Annotated in this window: 22 protein-coding genes; 19 read left to right on the forward strand and 3 right to left on the reverse strand. The window is 65.3% G+C overall.

The annotated features are described in order from the left end of the window. Positions 1–61: 61 nt before the first annotated feature. On the forward strand, positions 62–1,177 hold the full coding sequence (locus tag DM818_RS09810; protein WP_123124288.1) for an LEA type 2 family protein: 1,116 nt from the start codon (positions 62–64) through the stop codon (positions 1,175–1,177). On the opposite strand, the gene DM818_RS09815 is transcribed toward DM818_RS09810, so the two are convergent. Then, a complete protein-coding gene (locus DM818_RS09815; protein WP_123124287.1) occupies positions 1,178–2,212 on the reverse strand; it encodes a phosphate signaling complex PhoU family protein in 1,035 nt (344 codons plus the stop codon). It abuts the gene before it with no gap. A gap of 68 nt (positions 2,213–2,280) precedes the next feature. After that, a complete protein-coding gene (locus tag DM818_RS09820; protein ID WP_123124286.1) occupies positions 2,281–3,351 on the reverse strand; it encodes an ATP-NAD kinase family protein in 1,071 nt (356 codons plus the stop codon). An 84-nt stretch (positions 3,352–3,435) separates the two neighbouring features. Between DM818_RS09820 and DM818_RS09825 the strand changes: the two genes are divergently transcribed. The 18 genes from DM818_RS09825 to DM818_RS09910 all read left to right on the forward strand — a co-directional run bounded on the left by DM818_RS09825 (position 3,436) and on the right by DM818_RS09910 (position 22,366). Next, positions 3,436–5,250 (forward strand): flippase activity-associated protein Agl23, encoded by a 1,815-nt coding sequence (locus DM818_RS09825; protein ID WP_123124285.1) that lies wholly within the window; start codon positions 3,436–3,438, stop codon positions 5,248–5,250. 25 nt (positions 5,251–5,275) lie between these two features. Next, the gene (locus tag DM818_RS09830; RefSeq protein ID WP_075936936.1) at positions 5,276–6,439 is read left to right on the forward strand and encodes a 5-(carboxyamino)imidazole ribonucleotide synthase; all 1,164 of its coding nucleotides are present in this window, start codon (positions 5,276–5,278) and stop codon (positions 6,437–6,439) included. A 39-nt stretch (positions 6,440–6,478) separates the two neighbouring features. Further along, complete coding sequence (gene purE / locus DM818_RS09835; RefSeq protein ID WP_075936935.1) at positions 6,479–7,096, forward strand: 5-(carboxyamino)imidazole ribonucleotide mutase; 618 nt, start codon at positions 6,479–6,481, stop codon at positions 7,094–7,096. Positions 7,097–7,168: 72 nt separating this feature from the next. Continuing rightward, positions 7,169–7,576, forward strand: coding sequence for an NADH-quinone oxidoreductase subunit A (locus tag DM818_RS09840; protein ID WP_123124284.1), 408 nt, complete (start codon positions 7,169–7,171; stop codon positions 7,574–7,576). Positions 7,577–7,581: 5 nt separating this feature from the next. Further along, on the forward strand, positions 7,582–8,271 hold the full coding sequence (locus DM818_RS09845) for an NADH-quinone oxidoreductase subunit B (RefSeq protein ID WP_075936933.1): 690 nt from the start codon (positions 7,582–7,584) through the stop codon (positions 8,269–8,271). Continuing rightward, complete coding sequence (locus tag DM818_RS09850) at positions 8,268–9,947, forward strand: NADH-quinone oxidoreductase subunit D (protein ID WP_123124283.1); 1,680 nt, start codon at positions 8,268–8,270, stop codon at positions 9,945–9,947. Before DM818_RS09845 ends, DM818_RS09850 begins: the two co-directional genes overlap by 4 nt. Continuing rightward, positions 9,944–10,990: a complex I subunit 1/NuoH family protein gene (locus tag DM818_RS09855; protein WP_075936931.1), complete on the forward strand. Its 1,047-nt coding sequence runs from the start codon at positions 9,944–9,946 to the stop codon at positions 10,988–10,990. The genes DM818_RS09850 and DM818_RS09855 overlap by 4 nt, the downstream gene beginning before the upstream one ends. A 4-nt stretch (positions 10,991–10,994) precedes the next feature. Then, positions 10,995–11,456 carry a NuoI/complex I 23 kDa subunit family protein gene (locus DM818_RS09860; protein WP_075936930.1) on the forward strand — a complete coding sequence of 154 codons (462 nt, stop codon included), beginning with the start codon at positions 10,995–10,997 and terminating at the stop codon, positions 11,454–11,456. A 111-nt stretch (positions 11,457–11,567) separates the two neighbouring features. Next, complete coding sequence (locus DM818_RS09865; protein WP_075936929.1) at positions 11,568–11,843, forward strand: NADH-quinone oxidoreductase subunit J; 276 nt, start codon at positions 11,568–11,570, stop codon at positions 11,841–11,843. Beyond that, on the forward strand, positions 11,840–12,145 hold the full coding sequence (locus DM818_RS09870) for a hypothetical protein (RefSeq protein WP_123124282.1): 306 nt from the start codon (positions 11,840–11,842) through the stop codon (positions 12,143–12,145). The genes DM818_RS09865 and DM818_RS09870 overlap by 4 nt, the downstream gene beginning before the upstream one ends. Then, positions 12,145–12,450 carry an NADH-quinone oxidoreductase subunit NuoK gene (gene nuoK / locus DM818_RS09875; protein ID WP_075936927.1) on the forward strand — a complete coding sequence of 102 codons (306 nt, stop codon included), beginning with the start codon at positions 12,145–12,147 and terminating at the stop codon, positions 12,448–12,450. The genes DM818_RS09870 and nuoK overlap by 1 nt, the downstream gene beginning before the upstream one ends. Positions 12,451–12,454: 4 nt before the next feature. Beyond that, entirely contained in the window at positions 12,455–14,512 is a 2,058-nt protein-coding gene (gene nuoL, locus DM818_RS09880) for an NADH-quinone oxidoreductase subunit L (protein ID WP_075936926.1), read from the forward strand. After that, the gene (locus DM818_RS09885; RefSeq protein WP_075936925.1) at positions 14,509–16,056 is read left to right on the forward strand and encodes a complex I subunit 4 family protein; all 1,548 of its coding nucleotides are present in this window, start codon (positions 14,509–14,511) and stop codon (positions 16,054–16,056) included. The genes nuoL and DM818_RS09885 overlap by 4 nt, the downstream gene beginning before the upstream one ends. Next, positions 16,056–17,543 carry an NADH-quinone oxidoreductase subunit N gene (locus DM818_RS09890; protein WP_075936924.1) on the forward strand — a complete coding sequence of 496 codons (1,488 nt, stop codon included), beginning with the start codon at positions 16,056–16,058 and terminating at the stop codon, positions 17,541–17,543. Before DM818_RS09885 ends, DM818_RS09890 begins: the two co-directional genes overlap by 1 nt. 42 nt (positions 17,544–17,585) lie before the next feature. Then, positions 17,586–19,064 carry a DHH family phosphoesterase gene (locus tag DM818_RS09895; protein WP_075936923.1) on the forward strand — a complete coding sequence of 493 codons (1,479 nt, stop codon included), beginning with the start codon at positions 17,586–17,588 and terminating at the stop codon, positions 19,062–19,064. Between the two features lie 39 nt (positions 19,065–19,103). Then, positions 19,104–19,913, forward strand: coding sequence for a CBS pair associated ParBc domain-containing protein (locus DM818_RS09900; protein WP_075936922.1), 810 nt, complete (start codon positions 19,104–19,106; stop codon positions 19,911–19,913). Positions 19,914–19,983: 70 nt separating this feature from the next. Next, entirely contained in the window at positions 19,984–20,607 is a 624-nt protein-coding gene (locus DM818_RS09905) for an O-antigen ligase family protein (protein ID WP_075936921.1), read from the forward strand. Positions 20,608–20,668: 61 nt separating this feature from the next. Continuing rightward, positions 20,669–22,366, forward strand: a complete 1,698-nt coding sequence (locus tag DM818_RS09910) for an acyl-CoA mutase large subunit family protein (protein ID WP_123124281.1) — start codon at positions 20,669–20,671, stop codon at positions 22,364–22,366. On the opposite strand, the gene DM818_RS09915 is transcribed toward DM818_RS09910, so the two are convergent. Continuing rightward, positions 22,363–22,641, reverse strand: coding sequence for a DUF7520 family protein (locus tag DM818_RS09915; RefSeq protein ID WP_075936919.1), 279 nt, complete (start codon positions 22,639–22,641; stop codon positions 22,363–22,365). The genes DM818_RS09910 and DM818_RS09915 overlap by 4 nt on opposite strands. Positions 22,642–22,685 lie beyond the last annotated feature (44 nt).

The raw sequence follows: 22,685 nt of genomic DNA on the forward strand, positions 1-22,685 counted from the left end.
TTAATCCCGACGTTCGCGGCGGGACGAAGCGTTTTGTATCTCACCGGTGTCCCTCACGCATGTGAGCCTGAAGACGCTGCTTTTCGGGAGCAAGCTGAAGGTCGCGGTGACGGCCCTCGTAGTCGTCGCCGGGAGCGTCGGAGGCGCGTTCGCCCTCGGCGTCATCGGCGTGCCCAGCGTCGGCACCGTCGACAACAGCTTCGGTCCCGTCGACGACGAAACGACCGTCATCAACACGGACCTCGTCGTGGTGAACCCGAACCCCATCGGGGTCAGACTCGGCGACAGCCGCATCGACTACACCGTCCGGATGAACGACGTGCCGATGGCGAGCGGCAACAAATCCGGCCTCCAAATCGGGTCGGGCAACACGACCCTCGCCTTCTCCACCCGGATGGACAACAGCCAGATTCCGCCGTGGTGGGCGAGCCACGTCCGGAACAACGAGACGACCGTCGTCACCATCGACGCGAACGTCTCCGCCTCGCTGTTGGGCCAGCGCTCGACGCAGCTTACACAGGAGCGCGAGATTCAGACCGATCTCATCGGGCAGTTCAACTCCGACGAGACCCGGCCCGTCTCCGGCCCGGACAACCCCCTCATCGAGAACCCGTTCCTCTACGTGAACGCCACGCGCGCACAGTGGGGAACGGTGACCGACGCCGAGACGCCGATTGCGATGGAGTTCGACGCGTACAACCCACAGACACAGCCGTACACGATTACCAGCGTCGGCTACAACGTCACGATGAACGGGATTCCGGTCGGGGACGGCGTCACCGAGCGTCCGTACGTCATCGAGGGGGAAACGACAGAGACAATCGAGACGACTCCGACGATCGACAACAGCCGCCTCGACGACTGGTGGGTCTCGCATCTCGAAAACGAACAGGTGACGGACCTCCGTATCGACTTCTACGCTCGCGTCGAACTCCCGACCGGGAACACGATTCGCGTCCCGCTCGACGAGCTGACCTACGAGCGCACCATCGAGACGGACATCTTCGGTACGAACGGAGCGACGAACGAGACGACGGGAGACGGGGGAACGCCGACTCCGACCCCCACCGACGACGAGCAGACGCCGGCGGACGACGGTACCGCCACGCCGACCGCCTCGCCGACGGGCACGGACACGCCGACGGCGACGCCGACCGACGACGGCGGCCTGCTCTGATTACGTAATCGTGACGTACTCGGAGTTGGTGTCGAGTGCGAGATTCGTCGCGATTTCGGCGTTTCTGACCGCGTACTGTGCGGTCTGCTGGAGCGCGACGAGCACCTCACGCACCTGCAGGAGCTTGTCGTTGTCCATCTCCGGGAGGGAGGTCAGAATCTCCGTCTGGCTGTCCTCCACGTTGCGGAACAGCTTCTTCGTCTGCAACGCGAGGTCGTAGTCGCGCTCGACGACCGACCGGACGCCGAGTTCGGTCATCTCGTTGACCGTGTCCGTGAACTCGCGAATCTCCCGCAGCGTCGCGTCGTCCACGTCGAGGGTGTTCTCGCCGGCGTCGATGACGATCTCGGCGATGTCCTCGGCGTTGTCGGCGGTGAGTTCGAGGTTCTTCGCGACGGTCCGGTAGCCGATGAGCGGGAAGCCGGAGTCGAGACCGACCGCGCGTGCGAGGTTCGGATTCTGGTAGGCCGTGAAGATGAGCCGGAGCAGCAGGACGAAAATCTTGTTCGCCTGCCGCTCGCGGTTGAGCGCGCGCTGTGCGAGGTCCGGGTTCCCGTGGGCGAGCGCCTTCACCGCCTCGTTGCGCATCGTCGAGCCGGTCGACTCCAGCCGCTCGAGCAGATTGTCGAGGGTGAAGTCCTCGGGGTCGACGCTGCAGCGGATGGCGATGCGTTCCGGCGTCTCCTCGATGACGCCGAGCCCCATCAGCTGTGTCTCGGCGTTGTACACCGCGTTGATGACGCCCGAATCGAGGGTGCCGCCGTCCGCCACCTCGACTTGGATGACGCGGCGACCGAGCACGTACTGTGCGAGAATCGCCCGCTCGATGGCGTCGGCCTCTAGTTCGTCGGCGTGGATGATTGCCTCCGACTCCTCCTGTTGGACCGACTCCGGAAGAACCGTCAGCGTCCCCTTCCCGCCTGTCCGGAGCGAGACCTCGTCACCCTTCTCGACGTTCTGTGCCTTCGCCCACTCCGCCGGCAGCGTCATCGCCAGCGTCGACGGGCCGAGCCGTTGCACCTTGCGTGTCTCCATACATTCTCTCCGGGTTCCAGTCGCCTTAATGTTGACTAATGGAGGTTATATACTGCCCCCGTGTCGTCTCAGACTACCTTCACGAGCCGGTGTTCGTAGCGGCCGACGCGGACCCGCGTCCAGCCGCGTAGCTCCTCGTCGAGGGCTGTATCGCCGGTATCGACCCGGAGCACGCCCGTCTCCTCCAGCTTCCGTTTCGACGCGACGACGGTCGTCTCCGACTGCCGAATCACCGCGGGCGATATCTGGAGATTGCCGCGCCCGAAGACGAACCCCTGTCCGCCGATGGGCGAGACGACGATCTCGTTCTCCTCGCCCAGCGCGGCCAGTATCTCCGATTCGGTGCCGTCTCGAACGAGCACCTCGCCGTCGCGCCACACGTCAACGCCAAGCGGCGAACCGTCGAAGCCGAGTTCGCGCTTGATGGCCGCGAGCGTCGACCCCGGGCCGAGGACGTAGGTCACCCTCGGTTCGGCCTGGGCGTCCTGTGCAATCCCCTCGGCCAACCCTTCGACCGTGCCGCCGCCGATCTGCTTCGAGGACTGGAGGTCGTCGCCGACGGGGACGGTCGCGAGCGCCCGGAGTTCCGTCTCCACCTCGCCGCCGCGGTAGGCGTCCTCGTCGATGTCGTTCACTTCGCGCGTCTCCGTGCGGTCGAAGGTGGCAGCCAGCCGGGCGGCCGCGCTCGGGGAGACGCCGAAGACGGACGAGTACACCTTCACGCCGGCGGGAACACCGAGCATCGGCACGTCGACACCGAGGTCGGCGAGCGTCTCGGCTACGTCCACTGCGGTGCCGTCGCCGCCGACGAAGAAGACGAGGTCGACGCCCTCGGCGACGAACGCCTCCACTGCCGCGCGGGTGTCGGCACTCGTCGTCTCGTCGCCCTCTGGCGTACCGACGACCGACGGGGCGAAGTCGGCCTCGCGGGCCTCGGTCTCGCCCATCTGTCCGCCGTAGGTCACCAGTTCGATGTCGTCGTACTCCGCGAGCGTGGCGAGTGCCTCCCGCGCGCGGTCCGGTGCACGCGGCTCCGCGCCGCGCTCGCGGGCCTCGGCGAGTTTGCCGTCCGTCCCCTTCAGGCCGACGCGCCCGCCCATGCCGGCGATTGGATTCACCACGAAGCCGATACGTCGCATACCGGATACTCTCGTGTCGGCGGGTAAAGCCCGCTGGTCACGGGCGACCAGAAAGTTTCTTATCGCCTCGCTTGAGGCACAGATATGCCCGACCGCTCGCTCTCCGACGACCGCGTTCCCGTGGCCGTCCTCGCGCTCACGGCGCTCGCGCTCGTCGCCCGCTTTGCCCTCTTGGGCCACCGCATCATGCACTTCGACGAGGCGCGGGTCGCCTACTGGGTGTACAACTACGCCGAGACCGGTCAGTTCCACTACCGCTCGATTATCCACGGTCCCTTCATCCAACACGCCGACGCGGCGCTGTTCGGCCTGTTCGGTTACTCCGATTTCATCGCCCGCCTCCCCGTCGCCGTCGTCGGGGGACTCCTCCCGCTGTGTGCGCTGTGGCTCCGCCACCGACTCACCGGCGGCGAGACCGTCGCGCTCGCCTTCTTCCTCGCGGCCAACCCCGTCCTCCTCTACTTCGGACGGTTCATGCGTTCGACGCTGCTCGTGGCCGGCTTCTGTCTGCTCGCGTTCGTCGCGTTCGTCCGGTGGTACGACGGCTTCGGCGTCGAGTATCTGTACGTCGGGTCCGGCGCGCTCGCGCTCGGCTTCGCCTCGAAGGAGAACGCCCTCGTCTACGTGCTCTGTTGGCTCGGTGCCGGCGCGCTCGTCGTCCACCACAAGGTCGCCGCCCACCGCGGGTACGACTCCGGAACCGCGTGGGTCGCAGACCGGCTGTTCGGTCTCCGCTCGTGGCTCCAGCAGACGTGGGGGCCACGTCTCGCCGGTCACGTCGGACACCTCGTCGGCGCGGCGCTCGTGTTCGTGGCCGTGATGGTGTTCTTCTTCGCTCCGCGCGGCGGAGTGACCGCGGCCGGCGACCTCGCGATTACCCCCGCGAACCCGAACTACGACGCCGTCGTCGAGCAGTGTCGCACGGCAGGGCTCTACAGCAGCAGCCCCGGGACGACGCTCCGGTGTACGTGGCTCACCGTGCAGGAGGGGTTCGGCTCGTGGCTCTCGAAGAGCGGCGGCTCGGACCCGCGGACGCTGGTCGCCGTCGCCGGCCAGCTGGAGCTGTCGATGCAGGTCATCGTCGGCTACGCCGGGTCGCTGTTCCTGCTGGCGCTCGTCGGCTTCGTCCGCGAGCGCTACGGCGGCGGACGGCCGCGACTGCTCGTGCTCGCGTGTCTCTACTGGGGGCTGGTCTCGATTCCCGGCTACGCGATTGGCACGGACATCAACAACGCGTGGATCGTCGTGAACGCGCTCGTCCCGCTGGCGATTCCGGCCGCGGTCGGTGCAGGGCTGTTCATCGACGCCGGTCGCGACGCCCTCGAACGCGACGACGACACCAGCCTCGCCATCGTCGGCGTGGTCGCCCTCGTCTTGCTCGCGTCCGTCGGAACCGGCGTCGCGACCGGCGTCTACACCGACGCGACCGAACCGGACAACAGCCTCGTCCAGTTCGCACAGCCGAGCCAGGACATGCGACCCGCGGTGAGCGCCGCGCTCGAATCGGCCGCCCGGACCGAGGGGACGGACTTGCTCGCGTACAGCGGCGGGAACAGCAACTTCGTCGACGGAGCAGAGAGCGCACCGCGCGAGCCGGCGTGTCTCGGCTGGTTCAGCACGCTCCCGCTGGGGTGGTATCTCTCCGCTCACGACGTGGCGACCGACTGTGCTAGCCAGCCGGGAGAGCTTCCCGACGAACTGCCGTCCGTTGTCGTCGTGCCGGGCGACTGCACGCTCGAACGGACGGTCGATTGTCGCGAGAACGACTCGGCGATGGTGCCACCCGAAGACATCGAACCGCGGCTCGACGGCTACGAGCGCTACCCCTTCCTCCACCGGTCGACGGGTGGGAACGACTTCGACGGCATGATCGTCTACGTCGACAACCGTAACGCTTGAGCGAGCGCCGTCGGTTGACTCGCGTATGCACCTCTCCGCGGATTCACCGACTGTCGGCGTCGTCGGCGGCGGCCAACTCGGACGGATGCTCGCCGAGGCAGCCAGCCCGCTCGGCGTCCAACTCGTCGTCTCGGACCCCACGCCGAACTGTCCCGCGAACCACGTCGCCCGCGAGCAGCTCGTCGGCGAGTTCGACGACTACGACACGCTCCGCTCGCTCGCCGAGCGGGTCGACGTGCTCACCTACGAAATCGAGCTTGCAGACCCCGACACGCTCGACGCCGTGAGCGAGGAGACCGGCACGCCCGTCCACCCGGCTCCCGAGACGCTCCGCACGATACAGGACAAACTCGTCCAGAACGAGAGCTTCGCCGAGGCCGGCGTTCCGCTTCCGGCGTTCCGGCGCGTGGACGACGCCGACGACCTCCGCGCCGCCGGCGACGAACTCGGCTGGCCGGTGATGGTGAAAGCCCGAACCGGCGGCTACGACGGCCGAGGGAACGTCCCCGTCGAATCGCCCGAGGACGCGGCGGACGCGCTCGCGGAGGTCGGCGCTGGCGAGGGCGGCGCGGTCGCCGAGGAACTCGTCGACTTCGAGCGCGAACTCGCCGTCATCGGCGCGCGCGGCGCGGACGAGACCGCGACGTTTCCCGTCACCGAGACGGTCCAGCGCGAGGAGATTCTCCGCGAGTCGCTGTCGCCGGCCCGAACCGACGAGGCGACCCGCGAACGCGCCCACGAGGTCGCCCGGTCGGTGCTCGCGGAACTCGACGGGCGCGGCGTCTTCGGCATCGAACTGTTCGAGCGGGAGCGCGCCGACGGACCGAACGAGATACTGCTGAACGAGGTCGCGCCCCGACCGCACAACTCCGGGCACTGGACCATCGAAGGATGTGTCACCTCACAGTTCGAACAGCACGTCCGCGGGGTCGTGGGGCTGCCGCTCGGCTCAACGCGACGCCGTGGACCGACCGCGAGTGCCAACATCCTCGGGACCGTCTCGGAGCCGGCACGCGCCCGACTCACCGGTGTCGAGGACGCGCTCGCGCTCGCGGACACCCACCTCCACTGGTACGGGAAACAGGAGGTGCGGCCGCTCCGGAAGATGGGCCACGTCACTATCGTTGGGGAGACCGAGCCGCCGCTGTCGACGGTGCGTGACGTGGTGGAGACGCTCCAGTTCGGGTAGACCACAACGGCGAAGGTGGTCGCCGATGGGGGTACGCGTATGGTAGACGCAGTCGACTCCCTGATTCGTGACCTTCGTGCGGAAGCCGACACCGACCGCTCGCCTGAGACGACTCCGGACGTGGGTATCGTGATGGGGTCGGACTCAGACTTCGACGTGATGTCGGGGGCGTTCGACGCGCTCACCGAACTCGGCTTCGAAGAGCAGACCGACCCGGCCGACCCGCCCGAGTCGCGGTTTTCCTTCGAGACGTACGTCGTCTCCGCCCACCGGACGCCGGACCTGATGTACGCCTACGCCGAGACCGCGGCCGCCCGCGGGCTGGACGTGCTCATCGCCGGCGCGGGCGGGAAGTCGGCCGACCTCCCGAACATGACCGCGAGCATCGCCTACCCGCTCCCGGTCATCGGCGTCCCGGTCCAGGAGAAGTCGGTCGACTCGGTCATCGGGATGCCGACCGGCGCGCCGCTGGTGGCTGTCGACGCCGGGAAGTCGTTCAACGCGGCGCTGTCTGCGGCTCAGATACTCGCACGCGAGCACGACGAGTTGGGCGACCGCCTGCGCGAGTACCACGAACGGCTCCAGCAGTCGGTCGGCGACGTGTCGCGTGACCTCCACGAGAGCGGGCACGAACTGTTCGGTCGGAGACGGGAGTAACACGAATCCGGTGAACACGTGAGAATGAATCCTTATGTACGCCCTTGCCCAAAGAGAGTATGATACAGACAGATGAGTAATCCGTGGATCGCTATTGGCGCGCTCGCCGTGGTGGCTATCGTCATCCCCGTCTCGATGATAGCCGTCTCGTCGCTTATCCGACCGAGTGTGCCAGAGCAAGGAAAAACCGCCGTCTACGAGTCCGGTGAGATACCGACTGGCGACACGCGCATCAGGTTCAACATCCAGTACTACATGATTGCGCTGTTGTTCGTCATCTTCGACATCGAGACCGTCCTCATCTTCCCGTGGACGGTCATCTACAGCGATGCGGTCAGCCAGTTCGGCATGGGGAGCGCTCTCCTGCCGATGTTGATCTTCATCGGTGTGCTCGGCATCGGACTCGTGTGGGCATGGCGCAACGGCGCGGTTCGGTGGATCGGCTCCGACCGTGCGCGCGAGACGACTGGAGGCGCATAACAATCATGAGCAGCGACAACACCAACACACCACAGACGACACAGGAAGCGCGGATGGGCGAGGGCGTCGACTCCCGGTTCAACTCTACGCTTCGCGAGGCGTTCGGCTCGTCGCCGTTCATCCTCACGAAGTTCGATAAGTTCATGAACTGGGTCCGCGGCTCCTCGATGTTCATGCTGCAGTTCGGTATCGCCTGCTGCAGCATCGAGATGATGCACACCTACGGGGTCAAACACGACCTCGACCGCTTCGGTGCCGGTGTGCCACGCGCATCGCCGCGACAGGCGGACGTGATTATCGTTCCCGGAACGATCGTCTCGAAGTTCGCCCCGCGGATGAAGCGCGTCTACGACCAGATGCCGGAGCCGAAGTTCGTCGTCGGCATGGGGTCGTGTACCATCTCCGGCGGCCCGTTCCAGGAGGGGTACAACGTCATCAAGGGCGCAGAGGAGGTCATCCCGGTCGACATCCACGTCCCCGGCTGCCCGCCGCGCCCGGAGGCGCTCGTCTACGGCGTCGCCAAGCTGCAAGAGCGAATCGCGAACGGTGAGTCCGCGCCCGTGACGGTCTCGCCGTACGAGCTCGAACAGTTCGGCGACCTCGACGACGACGAGCTGGTCCAGCACCTCGCGGACCAGATCGACGAGGACGAACTCGTGATGCGGTACGACTGGGCGGAGTCTCCATCACAATGAGTCTCGAAGAACCATCCACCCCGGAACTCGACACCGGCGAAACGGCCGAGGGCGTCGACTACGACGCGCTCGAATCGCTCTTGGGCGAGTACGCCATCGGCCGCGAGTCACACGTCAACGCCGAGGCGTTCGTCGTCCGGCCCGACGAGGTGCAGGCGGCGCTCGAACTGCTCCGCGACGAGGCCGGCTTCGACCACTGTTCGTGCGTCACGGCCCAGGAGTACGAGGACCGCTACGAGTCCATCTACCACCTCCGCAAGTACGACGACCCGACACAGGAGGTCGGCGTCGTCGTCCCGACGACGAAGGACGACCCCGTCTCCGAGTCGGCAAACGAGGTGTACCGAACCGCGGACTGGCACGAGCGTGAGGCGTACGACCTCGTCGGCATCGAGTACGACGACCACCCGGACCTGCGCCGCATCCTCCTTCCGGAGACGTGGCAGGGACACCCGCTCTCGCTCGACTACGACCAGGAACAGCCGCAGGTCGTGGAGTTCGCGGAGCACGCGAACCCGCTGCAGGAGGACCACGCCGCCGACGCCCAGTCGGACACGATGTTCCTCAACATCGGGCCACACCACCCGGCGACCCACGGTGTGCTCCACCTGAAGACGACGCTTGACGGCGAGACGGTCGCCGACGTGGAAAGCGACATCGGCTACCTCCACCGCTGTGAGGAGCAGATCTGTCAGAACGGCACCTACCGCCACCAGATTATGCCGTACCCCGACCGCTGGGACTACATCTCGGCGGGCATCCTCAACGAGTGGGCCTACGCGCGTGCGGCCGAGGACATGGCCGACATCGACGTGCCGGAGTACGCACAGGTCATCCGGACGATGTCCGCGGAGATGTGTCGCATCGCGAGCCACATGCTCGCGGTCGCCACCTTCGCGCTCGACATCTACGGTGACTTCACGGCCATCTTCATGTACGCGATGCGTGACCGCGAGGTCATGCAGAACCTGCTCGAAGACCTCACCGGCCAGCGGCTGATGTTCAACTACCTCCGTCTGGGCGGCGTCGCGTGGGACCTACCGGAGCCGCGCGAGGAGTTCTTCGAGCAGACGCGTGACTTCCTCGACGAGCTGCCGGGGAAGCTGGAGGAGTTCCACGACATGATCACCTCCAACGAGATCTTCCAGCTCCGGTGTGTCAACACCGGCGTGCTCGACCCCGAGACGGCAAAGAGCTACGGCGCGACCGGTCCGGTCGCCCGCGGCTCCGGCGTCGACTACGACATCCGCCGCGACGACCCGTACGGCTACTACGACGAACTCGACTGGGACGTCGTCACGGAGGACGGCTGTGACAACTACTCGCGCGTGCTCGTCCGCATGCGCGAGGTCGAGGAGTCGGCCAAAATCATCGAGCAGTGTGTCGACCTCCTCGAGGAGTGGCCGGAAGACGAGCGGAACATCCAGTCGAACGTGCCCCGCACCCTGAAGCCGGACGCGGACACCGAAATCTACCGCTCGGTTGAGGGTGCGAAGGGCGAACTCGGCATCTACATGCGCGCCGACGGGACGGACAAGCCGGCGCGGTTCAAGATCCGCTCGCCCTGCTTCTCGAATCTCCAGACGCTGCCGGAGATGTCCCAGGGTGAGTACATTCCCGACCTGATTGCATCGCTGGGTAGTCTCGACATCGTGCTCGGAGAGGTCGACCGATGACGTTCACGGAGACAATCAGCAGTCTGCTCCCGATTTCGGGCCCGATCGCCGACTTCATCGGCGGCGCAGTCGCGTCGCTGCTCATCATTTCATTCCTCATGTCGCTCGTCGCCGTCTCGGGCATCTGGGGGAAACGAAAGATCACGGCCGCGTTCACCGACCGCATCGCGGTGAACCGACACGGGCCGTTCGGGCTGCTTATCATCGTGGCCGACGCCGTCCGACTGCTCTCGAAGGAGCTCATCGTTCCGGACGGCGTCGACCGCCCGGCGTGGGACCTCGGCCCTATCGTGATGGCCTCGTCTGCGCTGCTCGGGTTCGCCGTCATCCCGATGGGTGACCTGTTCGGGCTGAATCTCCAGATTGCCGACCCGCAGGCCGGACTCGCGTACGTGTTCGCGACGGCCTCCATCGCGTCGGTCGGACTCGTGATGGCCGGCTACTCGTCGAACAACAAGTACTCGATGCTCGGTGGACTGCGTGCGGTCGCACAGAATCTCGCCTACGAGATTCCGCTGGTCGTGACCGGCGTCTCCGTCGTGCTGTTTGCCGGGTCGCTCCAGTTGAGCGAAATCGTCGCCGCACAGGGCGAGACGCTCGTCTCGCTGGGCGGCGTCGCGATTCCGTCGTGGTACGCCTTCGTGAACCCGTTCGCGTTCATCCTGTTCATGGTCGCGAACCTCGCGGAGGTCGGTCGGAATCCGTTCGACGTGCCCGAGGCACCGACGGAGATTGTCGCCGGATGGCAGACGGAGTACTCGTCGGTGTACTTCGTGTTGTGTTACCTCTCGGAGTTCATCCACATCTTCCTCGGCGGCGCCATCATCGCGACCATCTTCCTCGGCGGCCCCGCGGGACCGTTCCTGCCGGGCTTCGTCTGGATGGTGATCAAGATTCTGGGCGTCTACCTGTTCACCCAGTGGTGCCGGTCGGCGATTCCCCGCGTTCGAATCGACCAGCTCATCGAAATCGGCTGGAAGGGACTACTGGAGCTATCGTTCGCCAACCTCGTGCTCACGGCCGTAATCGTGGGGCTGCTCTAACACCATGATCGGACTACTCAAATCGATGGGAACGACGATGAAACACGCCCTCGGCGGCGAGACGTTCACCGTCGAGTACCCCGAAGAGACGCCGGAAGTGTCACCGCGGTTCCGCGGTGTCCACAAGTTCTCACAGGAGCGGTGCATCTGGTGTCGCCAGTGTGAGAACGTCTGTCCGAACGACACGATTCAGATTGTCACGGACGACCAACGCAACGGCGAACAGTACAACCTCCACATCGGACAGTGCATTTACTGTCGGCTGTGCGAGGAGGTCTGTCCCGTCGACGCGATTCTGCTCACGCAGAACTTCGAGTTCACCGGCGACACGAAAGACGACCTCGCGTACAACATGGAACAGCTGAAGAACGTGCCGTGGTACAAGGATATCGACCCGCTCGCGTCTCGCGAACCCGACCGCAGCGGTTGGGTCGGCGAAGGCGAAGGCGAAGTCGACTACCAGTAACGCCCCGGCGACTTCTTCTCGCGGTTTTGCCAGCCGAGAGCCGCGCGACTGCGCCCGCGCGCGTAGGCACACAAAGAAAGGTTCAAACCCAAAGCGATTGAGATTCACCTAATGGCTGTAACACTCGAACTAGTGGCGTTTCTGTTGTTCGCGCTGTTGACAGCAGCGAGCAGCCTCGGCGTCGTGCTGGTTCGTGATGTCTGGCACAGTGCGCTCCTGTTGGGGGTGGCACTCACGTCGGTCGCGATCCACTACGTGATGTTGCGCGCCGAGTTCCTCGCAACGATGCAGATACTCGTCTACATCGGCGGGGTTCTCGTCCTGATCGTGTTCGCCGTGATGCTCGTCCGCAGAACCGAAGACGGCACAATCGAGGTGACGACATGACGCGCCCGCGGCTCCACACGAGCTCGAAGCAGGCGGTCGGACTCGTCGCCTTCGTGCTGTTCGGCGTGCTCGCGGCAGTGTTTCTGACTGCTGACTTCGCCGACGCGGCGACCTTCGCCGGCAACGCCGACAGCGTCATCGAAGGGATCGGCTACGCGATGCTCAATCTCGAAGCCGGGCCGTTCGCGGAGGCCACGGACGGGTTCCTCATCACCTTCGAGCTGCTCGGCATGGCGCTCCTCGCTGCGCTCGTCGGGGCAGTGATGCTCGGTACCCGCGACGACGACGGAGGTGACAGCTGATGGCCGTTCCGGTCGAGTATTATCTCGTGTTCTCGACGCTCATCTTCTGTATCGGCCTGTTCGGCATCCTGACCCGACGGAACGCGCTGTTCTTCCTGATGTCCGTCGAGCTGATGTTGAACGCGGCGAACATCAACCTCGTCGCGTTCTCCTTCTATCACGGAAATCTCACCGGACAGGTGTTCAGTCTGTTCACGATGGCGCTGGCCGCGGCGGAGGTCGCCATCGGTATCGGCATCATCCTCGTCCTCTACCGCAACTTCGCGGACGTGGACGTGACCCGCGCGACAACTCTGAGGTGGTAACAGTATGGCAGAATCACTCGCATTCGAGTTTGCACCCGCTATCGCGGTGCTCCCGTTCGTATCGTTCCTCGTCGCACTGTTCGCCGGCAAGTACCTCCCGAAGAAGGGAGCGGTCGCCGGGATGGTCGCGACGGGTGGCTCGCTGCTGTTCTCGCTGTGGGCACTCTTCGCCGTCCACACGGGCGGGGCCTACCAGCACACGCTGTACACGTGGGTCGGCGGCGAGATGGTCGGGTTCGAGCTAACCTTCGGTATTCTGCTCGACCAGCTCTCGACGCTGATGTTGGTCATCGTCTCGACCATCGCCTTCCTCGTCCACATGTTCTCGCTCGGCTACATGAACGACGACGGCCAGACGGGACTCCCGCGGTACTACGCCGAACTCGGCTTGTTCACGGCGAGCATGCTCGGATTCGTCTTCGCGGACAATCTCCTGATGGCGTTCATGTTCTTCGAGCTGGTCGGGCTCTGCTCGTATCTCCTCATCGGCTTCTGGTTCCGCGAGGCCGGCCCGCCGTCGGCGGCGAAGAAGGCGTTCCTCGTCACCCGCTTCGGTGACTACTTCTTCCTCATCGGCGTCGTCGCCATCTTCGCGACGTTCGGCACGAGCATGTTCGGCGGTCCCGGCGTGGAAGACTCCTTCGCACACATCGCAGAGCAGGTGCTCAACGGCGAGGCGAGCGTCAACACGTTCGGCTTCGAGCCGCAGACCTGGTTCACGATTCTCGGCTTGCTCGTCCTCGGCGGCGTGATGGGGAAGTCGGCGCAGTTCCCCTTCCACACCTGGCTGCCGGACGCGATGGAAGGTCCGACGCCCGTCTCCGCGCTGATTCACGCCGCGACGATGGTCGCCGCGGGCGTGTACCTCGTCGCCCGGATGTACGGCTTCTACGCGCTGTCCCCGACTGCCCTCGCGATTATCGCGCTGGTCGGCGGCTTCACTGCGCTGTTCGCCGCGACGATGGGCGTCGTCAAGAAGGAAATCAAGCAGGTGCTCGCGTACTCGACCATCTCCCAGTACGGCTACATCATGCTCGCGCTGGGCGGCGGCGGCTACGTGGCCGGGGTCTTCCATCTCACCACCCACGCCTTCTTCAAGGCGCTCCTGTTCCTCGGTGCGGGGTCGGTCATCATCGCGATGCACCACAACGAGAACATGTGGGACATGGGTGGGCTGAAAGAGAAGATGCCCGTCACCTACTACGCGTTCCTCTCCGGGTCGCTCGCGCTCGCGGGCATCGTCCCGTTCTCCGGCTTCTGGTCGAAAGACGAAGTGCTGTACGAGACGCTGGTCCACGGGCTCGGCGGCTCGCCGATTCTGCTGGCCGCGTACGCGATGGGTATCATTGCGGTGTTCTTCACCGGCTTCTACACCTTCCGGATGGTGCTTCTCACCTTCCACGGTGAGCCGCGGTCCGAGACCGCAGAAGACCCCGAACCGGTCCGCTGGAACGTCAAGGTGCCACTCGGCATCCTCGGCGTGCTCGCGGCCGTCGTCGGCGTCATCAACCTCGTGCCGGTCCACGCCGTCGTGAGCGCGGTGCCGGAGATTCTCCACGACTGGCTCTACTACGGGCCGGAGGGGCTCAACGGCGAGCACTACCACGAGCTCATCACGAACGCAGAGTTCGCCGGCTACAGCGCTGGTGAGCTGTTCGGGCTCGGCGAGGTCGGAACGCTGTTCGCCTCCGCCGGCATCTCGCTGACCGTCGCACTCGCCGGCTCCGCGGTGGCGCTCGCGCTGTACCGCGGTCCCGACCCGGTCGAACACACGGACAAACTCGGCTCTCTCAAGACAGTGCTATTCAACAACTACTACCAAGACGAGTATCAGGTCTGGCTCGCGGAGGGGTTGACGGTGCGCGTCGCACGCGTCGCCGACCGGTTCGACCGGGGCGTCATCGACGGCGTCGTCAACTTCGTCTCCAATCTGAGCCTCTTCAGCGGTGACCGGCTCCGCCGGCTCCAGACGGGTATCGTAACGAACTACGCGGCGCTGTTGACGCTGGGGCTGACGCTGCTGCTTGTCGCCTTCGGCGTCATGCAGGGGTGGTTCGCATGATGATCGAACTGCTCATCGCGCTGTGTCTGCTCGGCGCGTTCGCGGTGTTCGTCCTCCCCGACGAGTACGCACCGAAGGCCGCCTTCGGCATCTCGCTGGTGCCGCTTGCCCTCTCGCTGTACATGTACCTCACGTTCGACGGGACGGGCAACGCCTTGCTGGGTGGGGACATCGCCTTCGAGAGCCAGTATCAGTGGCTCACCCTCGGGAGCTACGAGGTGTCGTGGTTCATGGGGCTCGACGGTATCTCGATGCCGCTGGTCGTGCTCGCCACGCTGCTCACGACGCTTGCGATTCTCGCGTCGTGGACGCCAATCAACATGCGCCAGAGTCAGTTTTACGGGCTCATGCTGTTCATGGAGGCGTCGCTCGTCGGCGTCTTCGGCGCGCTCGATTTCCTCATCTGGTTCGTCTTCTGGGAGGCCGTGCTCGTCCCGATGTACTTCCTCATCGGTATCTGGGGCGGTGCACGCCGGAAGTACGCCGCAATCAAGTTCTTCGTCTACACGAACATCGCCTCGATTGTGATGTTCGTCGGCTTCTTCGGGCTGGTGTTCGGGCTGGGTGACTCCATCTCCTCGCTCGCGCTGCCCGAAATTGCGCAGGCGCTGCGCACGGACGGCGCGCTCGGTTCCCTCGGCGCGTTCGGTGCCGACCGACTCGCGCTGCTCGCCTTCGTGGCGATGTTCATCGGATTCGCGGTGAAGGTGCCAATCGTGCCGTTCCACACGTGGCTGCCGGACGCCCACGTCGAGGCACCGACACCGGCGTCGGTGATGCTGGCGGGCGTCCTCCTGAAGATGGGGACGTACGCACTGTTGCGATTCAACTTCACGATGCTCCCGAGCATCGCGCGCGACCTCGCGGTTCCGATTGCGGTGCTCGGCGTCGTGTCGATTCTGTACGGTGCGATGTTGGCGCTGGCCCAGTCGGACCTGAAGCGCATCGTCGCGTACTCGTCCGTGTCGTCGATGGGGTACGTCACGCTGGGTCTCGTCGCCTACACGATGTACGGGACCGGCGGCGCGACGTTCCAGATGGTGAGCCACGGACTCATCTCCGGGCTGCTGTTCGCCTGTGTCGGCGTCATCTACAACACCACGCATACGCGCATGGTCGGTGACATGTCCGGGCTCGCGGACAAGATGCCCGTGACGGCCGGCGCGTTCGTCGCCGGCGCGTTCGCGTACATGGGGCTGCCGCTGATGGCCGGCTTCGCGGCGGAGTTCTTCGTCTTCGTCGGGAGCTTCGACGCCCACTTCGCCTACTCCGCCCTGCTGACCGCGCTCGCGATGTTCGGTATCGTCATCGTGGCCGGCTACCTGCTGTGGTCGATGCAGCGGACGCTGTTCGGTCCGTTCCGCTCGGAGACCGACTACGAAGTCACGACCGCATCGCTCCACGACGTGGTTCCACTCCTCGTGCTCATCGTGTTCATCATCGCCCTCGGGACGTTCCCGTACGACCTCGCGTTCGAGCGCGTGCTCGACGCAACTGAACCGATTCTCGAAACCACTGCCGCGAGCTTCGGAGGTGGGCTCTGATGGTCGAGCCGGCATGGGCGGCGACCGCGCCCGTCCTCGTTCTCGTGGCGACGGCGCTCGCCCTGTTCCTCGTGGACAGTATCGACCCCGAGTCGAACCGCCCGCGACTGCTCTCTGGCGTGGCCTTCGTCGGCGCGCTCGCCGCCATGGGCGTCTCGCTCGTCTATCTGCTCACTGGCGTCGGCGTGGAGCCGATTTCGCTGTACGGTGGCCAGCTCGTCGTCGACCAGATGGCGCTGTTCTTCCAGGTCATCGTCACCAGCGTGACGGCCGTCGTCGTGCTCGGCAGCCACGACTACCTCGACAGCCACGCGTATCAGGCGGAGTACTACACGCTCATCATGCTCGCCGTGACCGGGATGGCTGTGATGGCCGCCGCCGGCTCGCTCGCGGTCGCGTTCATCGCGCTTGAGCTCGCCTCGCTGCCCTCGTACGCGCTCGTCGCGTTCATGAAACAGAACAAGGGCAGCGTCGAGGCCGGACTCAAGTACTTCCTCATCGGTGCGCTCTCGTCTGCCGTGTTCGCGTTCGGTATCTCGCTGGTCTATGCGGCGACCGGGACGCTGATGCTCGATGGTATCGCCGAAGAACTCACGCAGGGAACCGAGCTGCCGGGCGTGCTCGGAGTCGGTCTCCTGATGATTATCGGCGGCTTCGCGTACAAGACCGCGAGCGTGCCGTTCCACTTCTGGGCTCCGGAGGCGTACGAGGGTGCACCCGCACCGGTCTCGGCGTTCATCTCCTCGGCGTCGAAGGCGGCCGGCTTCGCGCTCGCCTTCCGCGTGCTCGTCGTCGCGTTCCCGATTGCCAGCTCCGGCGTGCAGAACGCGCTCGACTGGACGGTCGTCGTGACGATACTCGCCGTCGCCACCATGACGCTCGGTAACTTCGCGGCCGCGACACAGGAGAACGTCAAGCGGATGTTGGCGTACTCCTCCATCGGCCACGCCGGCTACGTGCTCATTGCGCTCGCAGCACTCACCGGCACGGGCGACCAGAGTCTCATCCTCGGCGCGGGGATGATTCACCTGCTCGTCTACGGCTTCATGAACACCGGCGCGTTCCTGTTCGTCGCGCTCGCGGAGCACTGGGACGTGGGGCGCACCTTCCAGGATTACCGTGGCCTGGCGGAGCAGGCACCGTTCGTCAGCGTCGCCATGACCGTGTTCATGTTCTCGCTGGCCGGGCTGCCGGTCGGGGCGGGCTTCCTCTCGAAGTACTACCTCTTTGCCGGCGCGGTCAGCGGCGGGCTGTGGTGGCTCGCGCTCGTCGGTGCCGTCAACAGCGCACTGTCGCTGTTCTACTACAGCCGCGTCGTGAAGGCGCTGTGGATCGACGAGCCGGACGAGCCACACGTCATCGAGTCGTACCCGTCGGCGCTGTACGGTGCCGTCATCGTCGCCGCGGTCGTGACCGTGGGACTGCTCCCCGGGCTCGTTCTGTTCGACAACGTGGCCTTCGACGCCGCCGCTGTGCTGTTCGGCTAACCCGAACAGTGGATTTTACCCCCTCGCTCTCCACCTCGTAGTATGGCATCCCGACTCGTCTTGGGCTGCGGGTCGGTCGGCAGACAGCTCGCCGTCGCCGAGAGTAGCCGCACACACGTCGTAACAGAGGACGAACACCGGGTCGAGACGCTCCGGGCGGACGGTATCGCTGCGACGCTCGGCGACCCGGCGGACCCGGCGACTGTCGCGGCGGTCTCCTTCGAGCCGGATACGGTCGTCGTCGGGAGCGACGACCCGGCACAAAACTGCACGATTGCGGCCTTCGCTGCCGACGCGTTCCCGGAAGCCCGACTGTTCGCGTTCACCGGCCAGGAGCCGACCGACGCACAACGCGAGCGGCTCCACCGGCTCGCCGACGACGTACACGACCCCGCAGACGCGCTCTCGTCGTTCATGCTCGACCGGGTCGGCGACGACGGGCTACAGACCCGGCGGCTCATGCGCGTGTTGCGCACCGCCGAGCCGCCGCTTGCGGTGTTCGCACACGACAATCCCGACCCGGACGCCATCGCGAGTGCGCTCGCGCTCGTGCGCATCGCAGAGCGTGCCGGTCTCGAGGCCGAGGCGTGTTACTTCGGGGATATCAGCCACCAGGAGAACCGCGCGCTCGTGAACCTCCTCGATTTGGAGCTGCAGACGTTCTCCAGCGACGAGGCGCTTCCCGAGTTCGGCTCGGTCGCGCTCGTCGACCACTCGCGGCCGGGCATCAACGACCAGCTTCCGCCGGAGACCGACATCGACATAGTCGTCGACCACCACCCGCCGCGCGCGCCCGTCGAGGCGTCGTTCGTCGACCTCCGGTCGAACGTCGGCTCCACCTCCACGCTGTTTGCGGATTATCTCCGCAGGCTCGGTATCGACCCGACGCCGGAGCTCGCGACCGCACTCCTGTTTGGCATCCAGGTCGACACGGACGATTTCTCGCGTGAGGTGGCCGAAGAAGACTTCGACGCGGCCGCGTATCTCGTCTCCTTCGTCGACGCGGCGAAGCTCGAACGCATCGAGTCGCCGAGCGTGAGCGTCGAGACGGTCGAGATTCTCGCCAGCGCCATCTCGAACCGGGACGTGCGCGACGGCGTCTTGGCCTCGTACGTCGGTGCAATCTCCGACCGCGACGCCCTCGCGCAGGCGGCAGACCAGCTCCTCACGATGGACGGCGTGTCGACTACCCTCGTCTTCGGCACTATCGACGACACCGTCTTCGCGTCCGCCCGCGCTCGCGGCTCCGAACTCGATTTAGGGGAGGCGCTCCGCGAGGCGTTCGACCAGATCGGCTCTGCGGGCGGCCACGCCGACATGGCCGGCGCACAGATACCGGTCGGTGGGCTCGGTGCCGAAGACGAGACGGATACGGCGATTCGAGACGTCATCTCCGAGCGGTTCTTCGAGACGGTCGGCGTCGGCACGAACACAGCGCCAGCGGCCGTCTACGCCAAGGACACCCACCTCGGGTTGGCGGAGGCGCTCCCCGACCACGACGACAACGACGACGCGGCGTGACAGCCACGCTTTTGCCCGCTGCTGGCGACGTACGGTACAATGGAAGAGGGTGCGCTCGACGAGAAGCCGAGAGTCAGAGACTACATGACACGCGACGTCGCTACGGTGAGTCCCGACGACACCGTTTCGAACGTCGCAAAGCGCATCGCCGAGAGCGACGAGACACACTCCGGCTTCCCGGTGACGAACGGGAGACAGGTGGAGGGGTTCATCACGGCGCGTGACCTGCTGCTCGCAGACGAGGTCGCGCCGATATTCACCGTGATGACCGATGACCTCGTCGTCGCGCACCCGGAGATGAAGATACACGACGCCGGCCGCGTCATCCTCCGGTCCGGCATCCAGCGGCTCCCGGTGGTTGACGATGCCGGCAACCTCGTCGGCATCATCTCGAACTCGGACGTCGTCCGGTCACAGATCGAGCGAGCGACCCCGAGCAAGGTTCGGAAGCTAATGGCGACGCTGACCAACATCCACGGCGTCGAGACGACGGAGGAACGCCGGACGGTCAGCCTCGCCGAGTTGACGCCCACACAGAGCAAGGTGTACACCGACGAGCTACAGGGACGCAGCTACGAGCTGGAGAACGGGCTCGCCGAACCGCTCGTCGTCATCGACAACCGCGGGCAACTGCTGCTCGCCGACGGGCACCACCGAGTGAAGGCCGCCCACCGGCTCGGCATCGAGGAGATGGACGCGTACGTCATCGTCCTCGACCAGCGCGTCGAGTTGGGGATGGCAGAGACCGCGCGCAAGGAGGGGTTGGAGTCGGTCGAGGACATCACCGAGGTCGACTACGGCCACCACCCGCTGGTCGAGACCACCCACCGGCTCATGGACGAGAACTGAGTGTCGTGCGAGTTATTCGCCTTCGGAGTGTACCCCTCTGTATGTCTCACACGCTTACAGTAGGTGACAGATGAATTCGAACCAGATAGATTTCCTCACCGACCTCGCGTACGGGCTGCTTTTGTTCGCCGCTATCGTGCTCATTGCGACCGGAAGCAGAGCCGCAGGTATCGCCTTCGGACTCGGCGCGCTCGTCTCGTACGTCGTCCACGTCGGCTGGAAGATGGCCCGGTTCGACCCCGACTGGATGACCAAGGAGGTGACCGAGAACCTCGAAGAGAGCGTCGCAGAGGAAGTGTCGGAAAGCGTGACGGAGGAGGTCTCGAAGAACGTCGAGGAGACCGTTACGGAGGAAGTATCCGAGAGCGTGACGGAGGAGGTTTCGAAGAACGTCGAGAAGACGGTTGCCGAAGAGGTGTCGAAAAACGTCGAAGAGACCGTCAGCGAGAGCGTCGAGGAGACCGTCACGGAGGAGGTGACCGAAAACATGGCAGAGGAGGTTTCGAAGAACGTCGAGGAGACGGTCACGGAGGAAGTGACCGAAAACGTCGAGGAGACGGTGACCCAGAAGGTGACCGAGAACGTCCAGGCGACGCTGACCTCGGAACTGGACTCCATCATCGCCCAACTGGAGGAGGTCAACGAGCGAATCGACGAGCGCGACGACGAGGACGAGGAGGAAAAAGAGAACTAGCCCGGACGATTCCGGCAAAGATTGCTAAAGATTCTTTACTGCAGTTCGCGTAGCCGGTGGTATGTTCGACGATGACGACCTCGCGGAGATTCGTGACGGCCGCGAGTCGTGGGAAGACGAGACGCTCGCCGACTATCTGGAGTACGGCGAGCGGCAAGACCGGTTCGCGACGGTGTCGAACCACGAAATCGACCGGCTGTACACGCCCGAGGACGTCGCCGATATCGACTACGACGAGGACCTCGGTTTCCCCGGCGAGGAGCCGTACACGCGGGGCGCGTATCCGACGATGTACCGCGGCCGGACGTGGACGATGCGGCAGTTCGCCGGCTTCGGCACCGCCGAGGAGACCAACGAGCGGTTCCACTATCTCATCGACGAGGGCCAGACCGGCCTGTCGGTCGCCTTCGACATGCCGTCGCTGATGGGGCTGGATTCCGACCACCCGATGGCGGACGGCGAGGTCGGCAAGGAGGGTGTCGCCGTCGACACGCTCGCCGACATGGAGATACTGTTCGACGGCATCGACATCGGCGAGGTCTCCACCTCCTTCACTATCAACCCGAGTGCGGCGGTCGTCTACGCGATGTACATCGCGCTCGCAGACCAGCAGGGCGTCGCCCGCAACCAGATTCGTGGCACCCTCCAGAACGACATGCTCAAAGAGTTCATGGCCCAGAAAGAGTGGGTAATTCCGCCCGAACCCTCACTCGACGTGGTGACCGACACCGTCGAGTACGCGGTCACGGAGACGCCGAAGTTCCACCCCGTCTCGGTGTCGGGCTACCACATCCGCGAGGCCGGCTCGACGGCCGCACAGGAGGCCGCGTTCACGCTGGCGGACGGCTTCGCCTACGTCGAGGACGCACTCGACCGCGGGCTTGACGTGGACGAGGTCGGCCCGCTGCTCTCCTTCTTTTTCAACTCCCACAACTCCATGTTCGAGGAGGTCGCGAAGTTCCGCGCGTCGCGCCGCATCTACGCGCGCATCATGGACGAGTGGTACGACGCCGACGCGCCGGAGTCGAAGCGGCTGAAGTTCCACACCCAGACCGCCGGGCAGTCGCTCACCGCCCAACAGCCGCTCAACAACATCGTCCGCACGACGGTGCAGGCGATGGCGGCCGTCCTCGGCGGCACCCAGTCGCTTCACACCAACAGCTACGACGAGGCGCTCGCGCTCCCGAGCGAGCGGGCCGTCCGCGTCGCGCTCCGGACCCAACAGATTCTGGCAGAGGAGTCCGGCGTCGGCGACACGGTCGACCCCCTCGGTGGGAGCTTCGCCGTCGAATCGCTCACCGACGAGCTGGAAGCCGAAATCATGGAGTATCTCGAAGAAATCCGCGAGCTGGGTGACGGCTCCGTCCGCGACGGCGTGCTCGAGGGCATCGACAACGGCTACTTCCACCGCGAGATCCAGGAAGCCAGCTACGAGTATCAAAAGCGCGTCGACGCGGGCGAAGAGACCGTCGTCGGCGTCAACGACTACGTCACCGACGACGACCCCGACATCGACATCCTCCACGTCGACGAGGGGGTCCAGGAGACGCAAATCGAGCGACTGGAGCGTGTCAAGCGCGAGCGCAACGACGACGCCGTCCGGCAGTGTCTCGACGACCTCGCCGAGGCTATCAACGGCGACGCGAACGTGATGCCGTACATCGTCGACGCGGTGAAGGTGTACGCGACGATGGGGGAGATAATGGAGACGTTCGAACAGCAGTACGGCACGTACTCGGAGAAAATCGGGCTGGCCTAAGGCTGCTGGCCCGGCTCGGCGTCGTCGTATCGGTCGGAGACGTAGATAATCGCGACCAGCAGGACCCCGAGGATGCTGGCGATAGTCGCCGCGCCGTAGAAGGCAGTGCCGAACGGCGTCGGCGGCAGGTCGATGACGCCGTACAGCTCTGGGTCGAGTCCCTGCGGACCGATTGCGCCGATGACGAACCCGACCACGGCCGTCAGCAGGACGATGGAGACGTAGATGATGAGGACGAGCCGCCGCCCGTTCGTCGGTGATTCGCGCGTGGACACACGGTGTACTCGGGGGCTGGTGAAGATTAGCCTTTTGTCCACGA

It is taken from the genome of Halosegnis longus, from assembly GCF_009663395.1.
GTDB classification, from domain to species: Archaea; Halobacteriota; Halobacteria; order Halobacteriales; family Haloarculaceae; genus Halosegnis; species Halosegnis longus.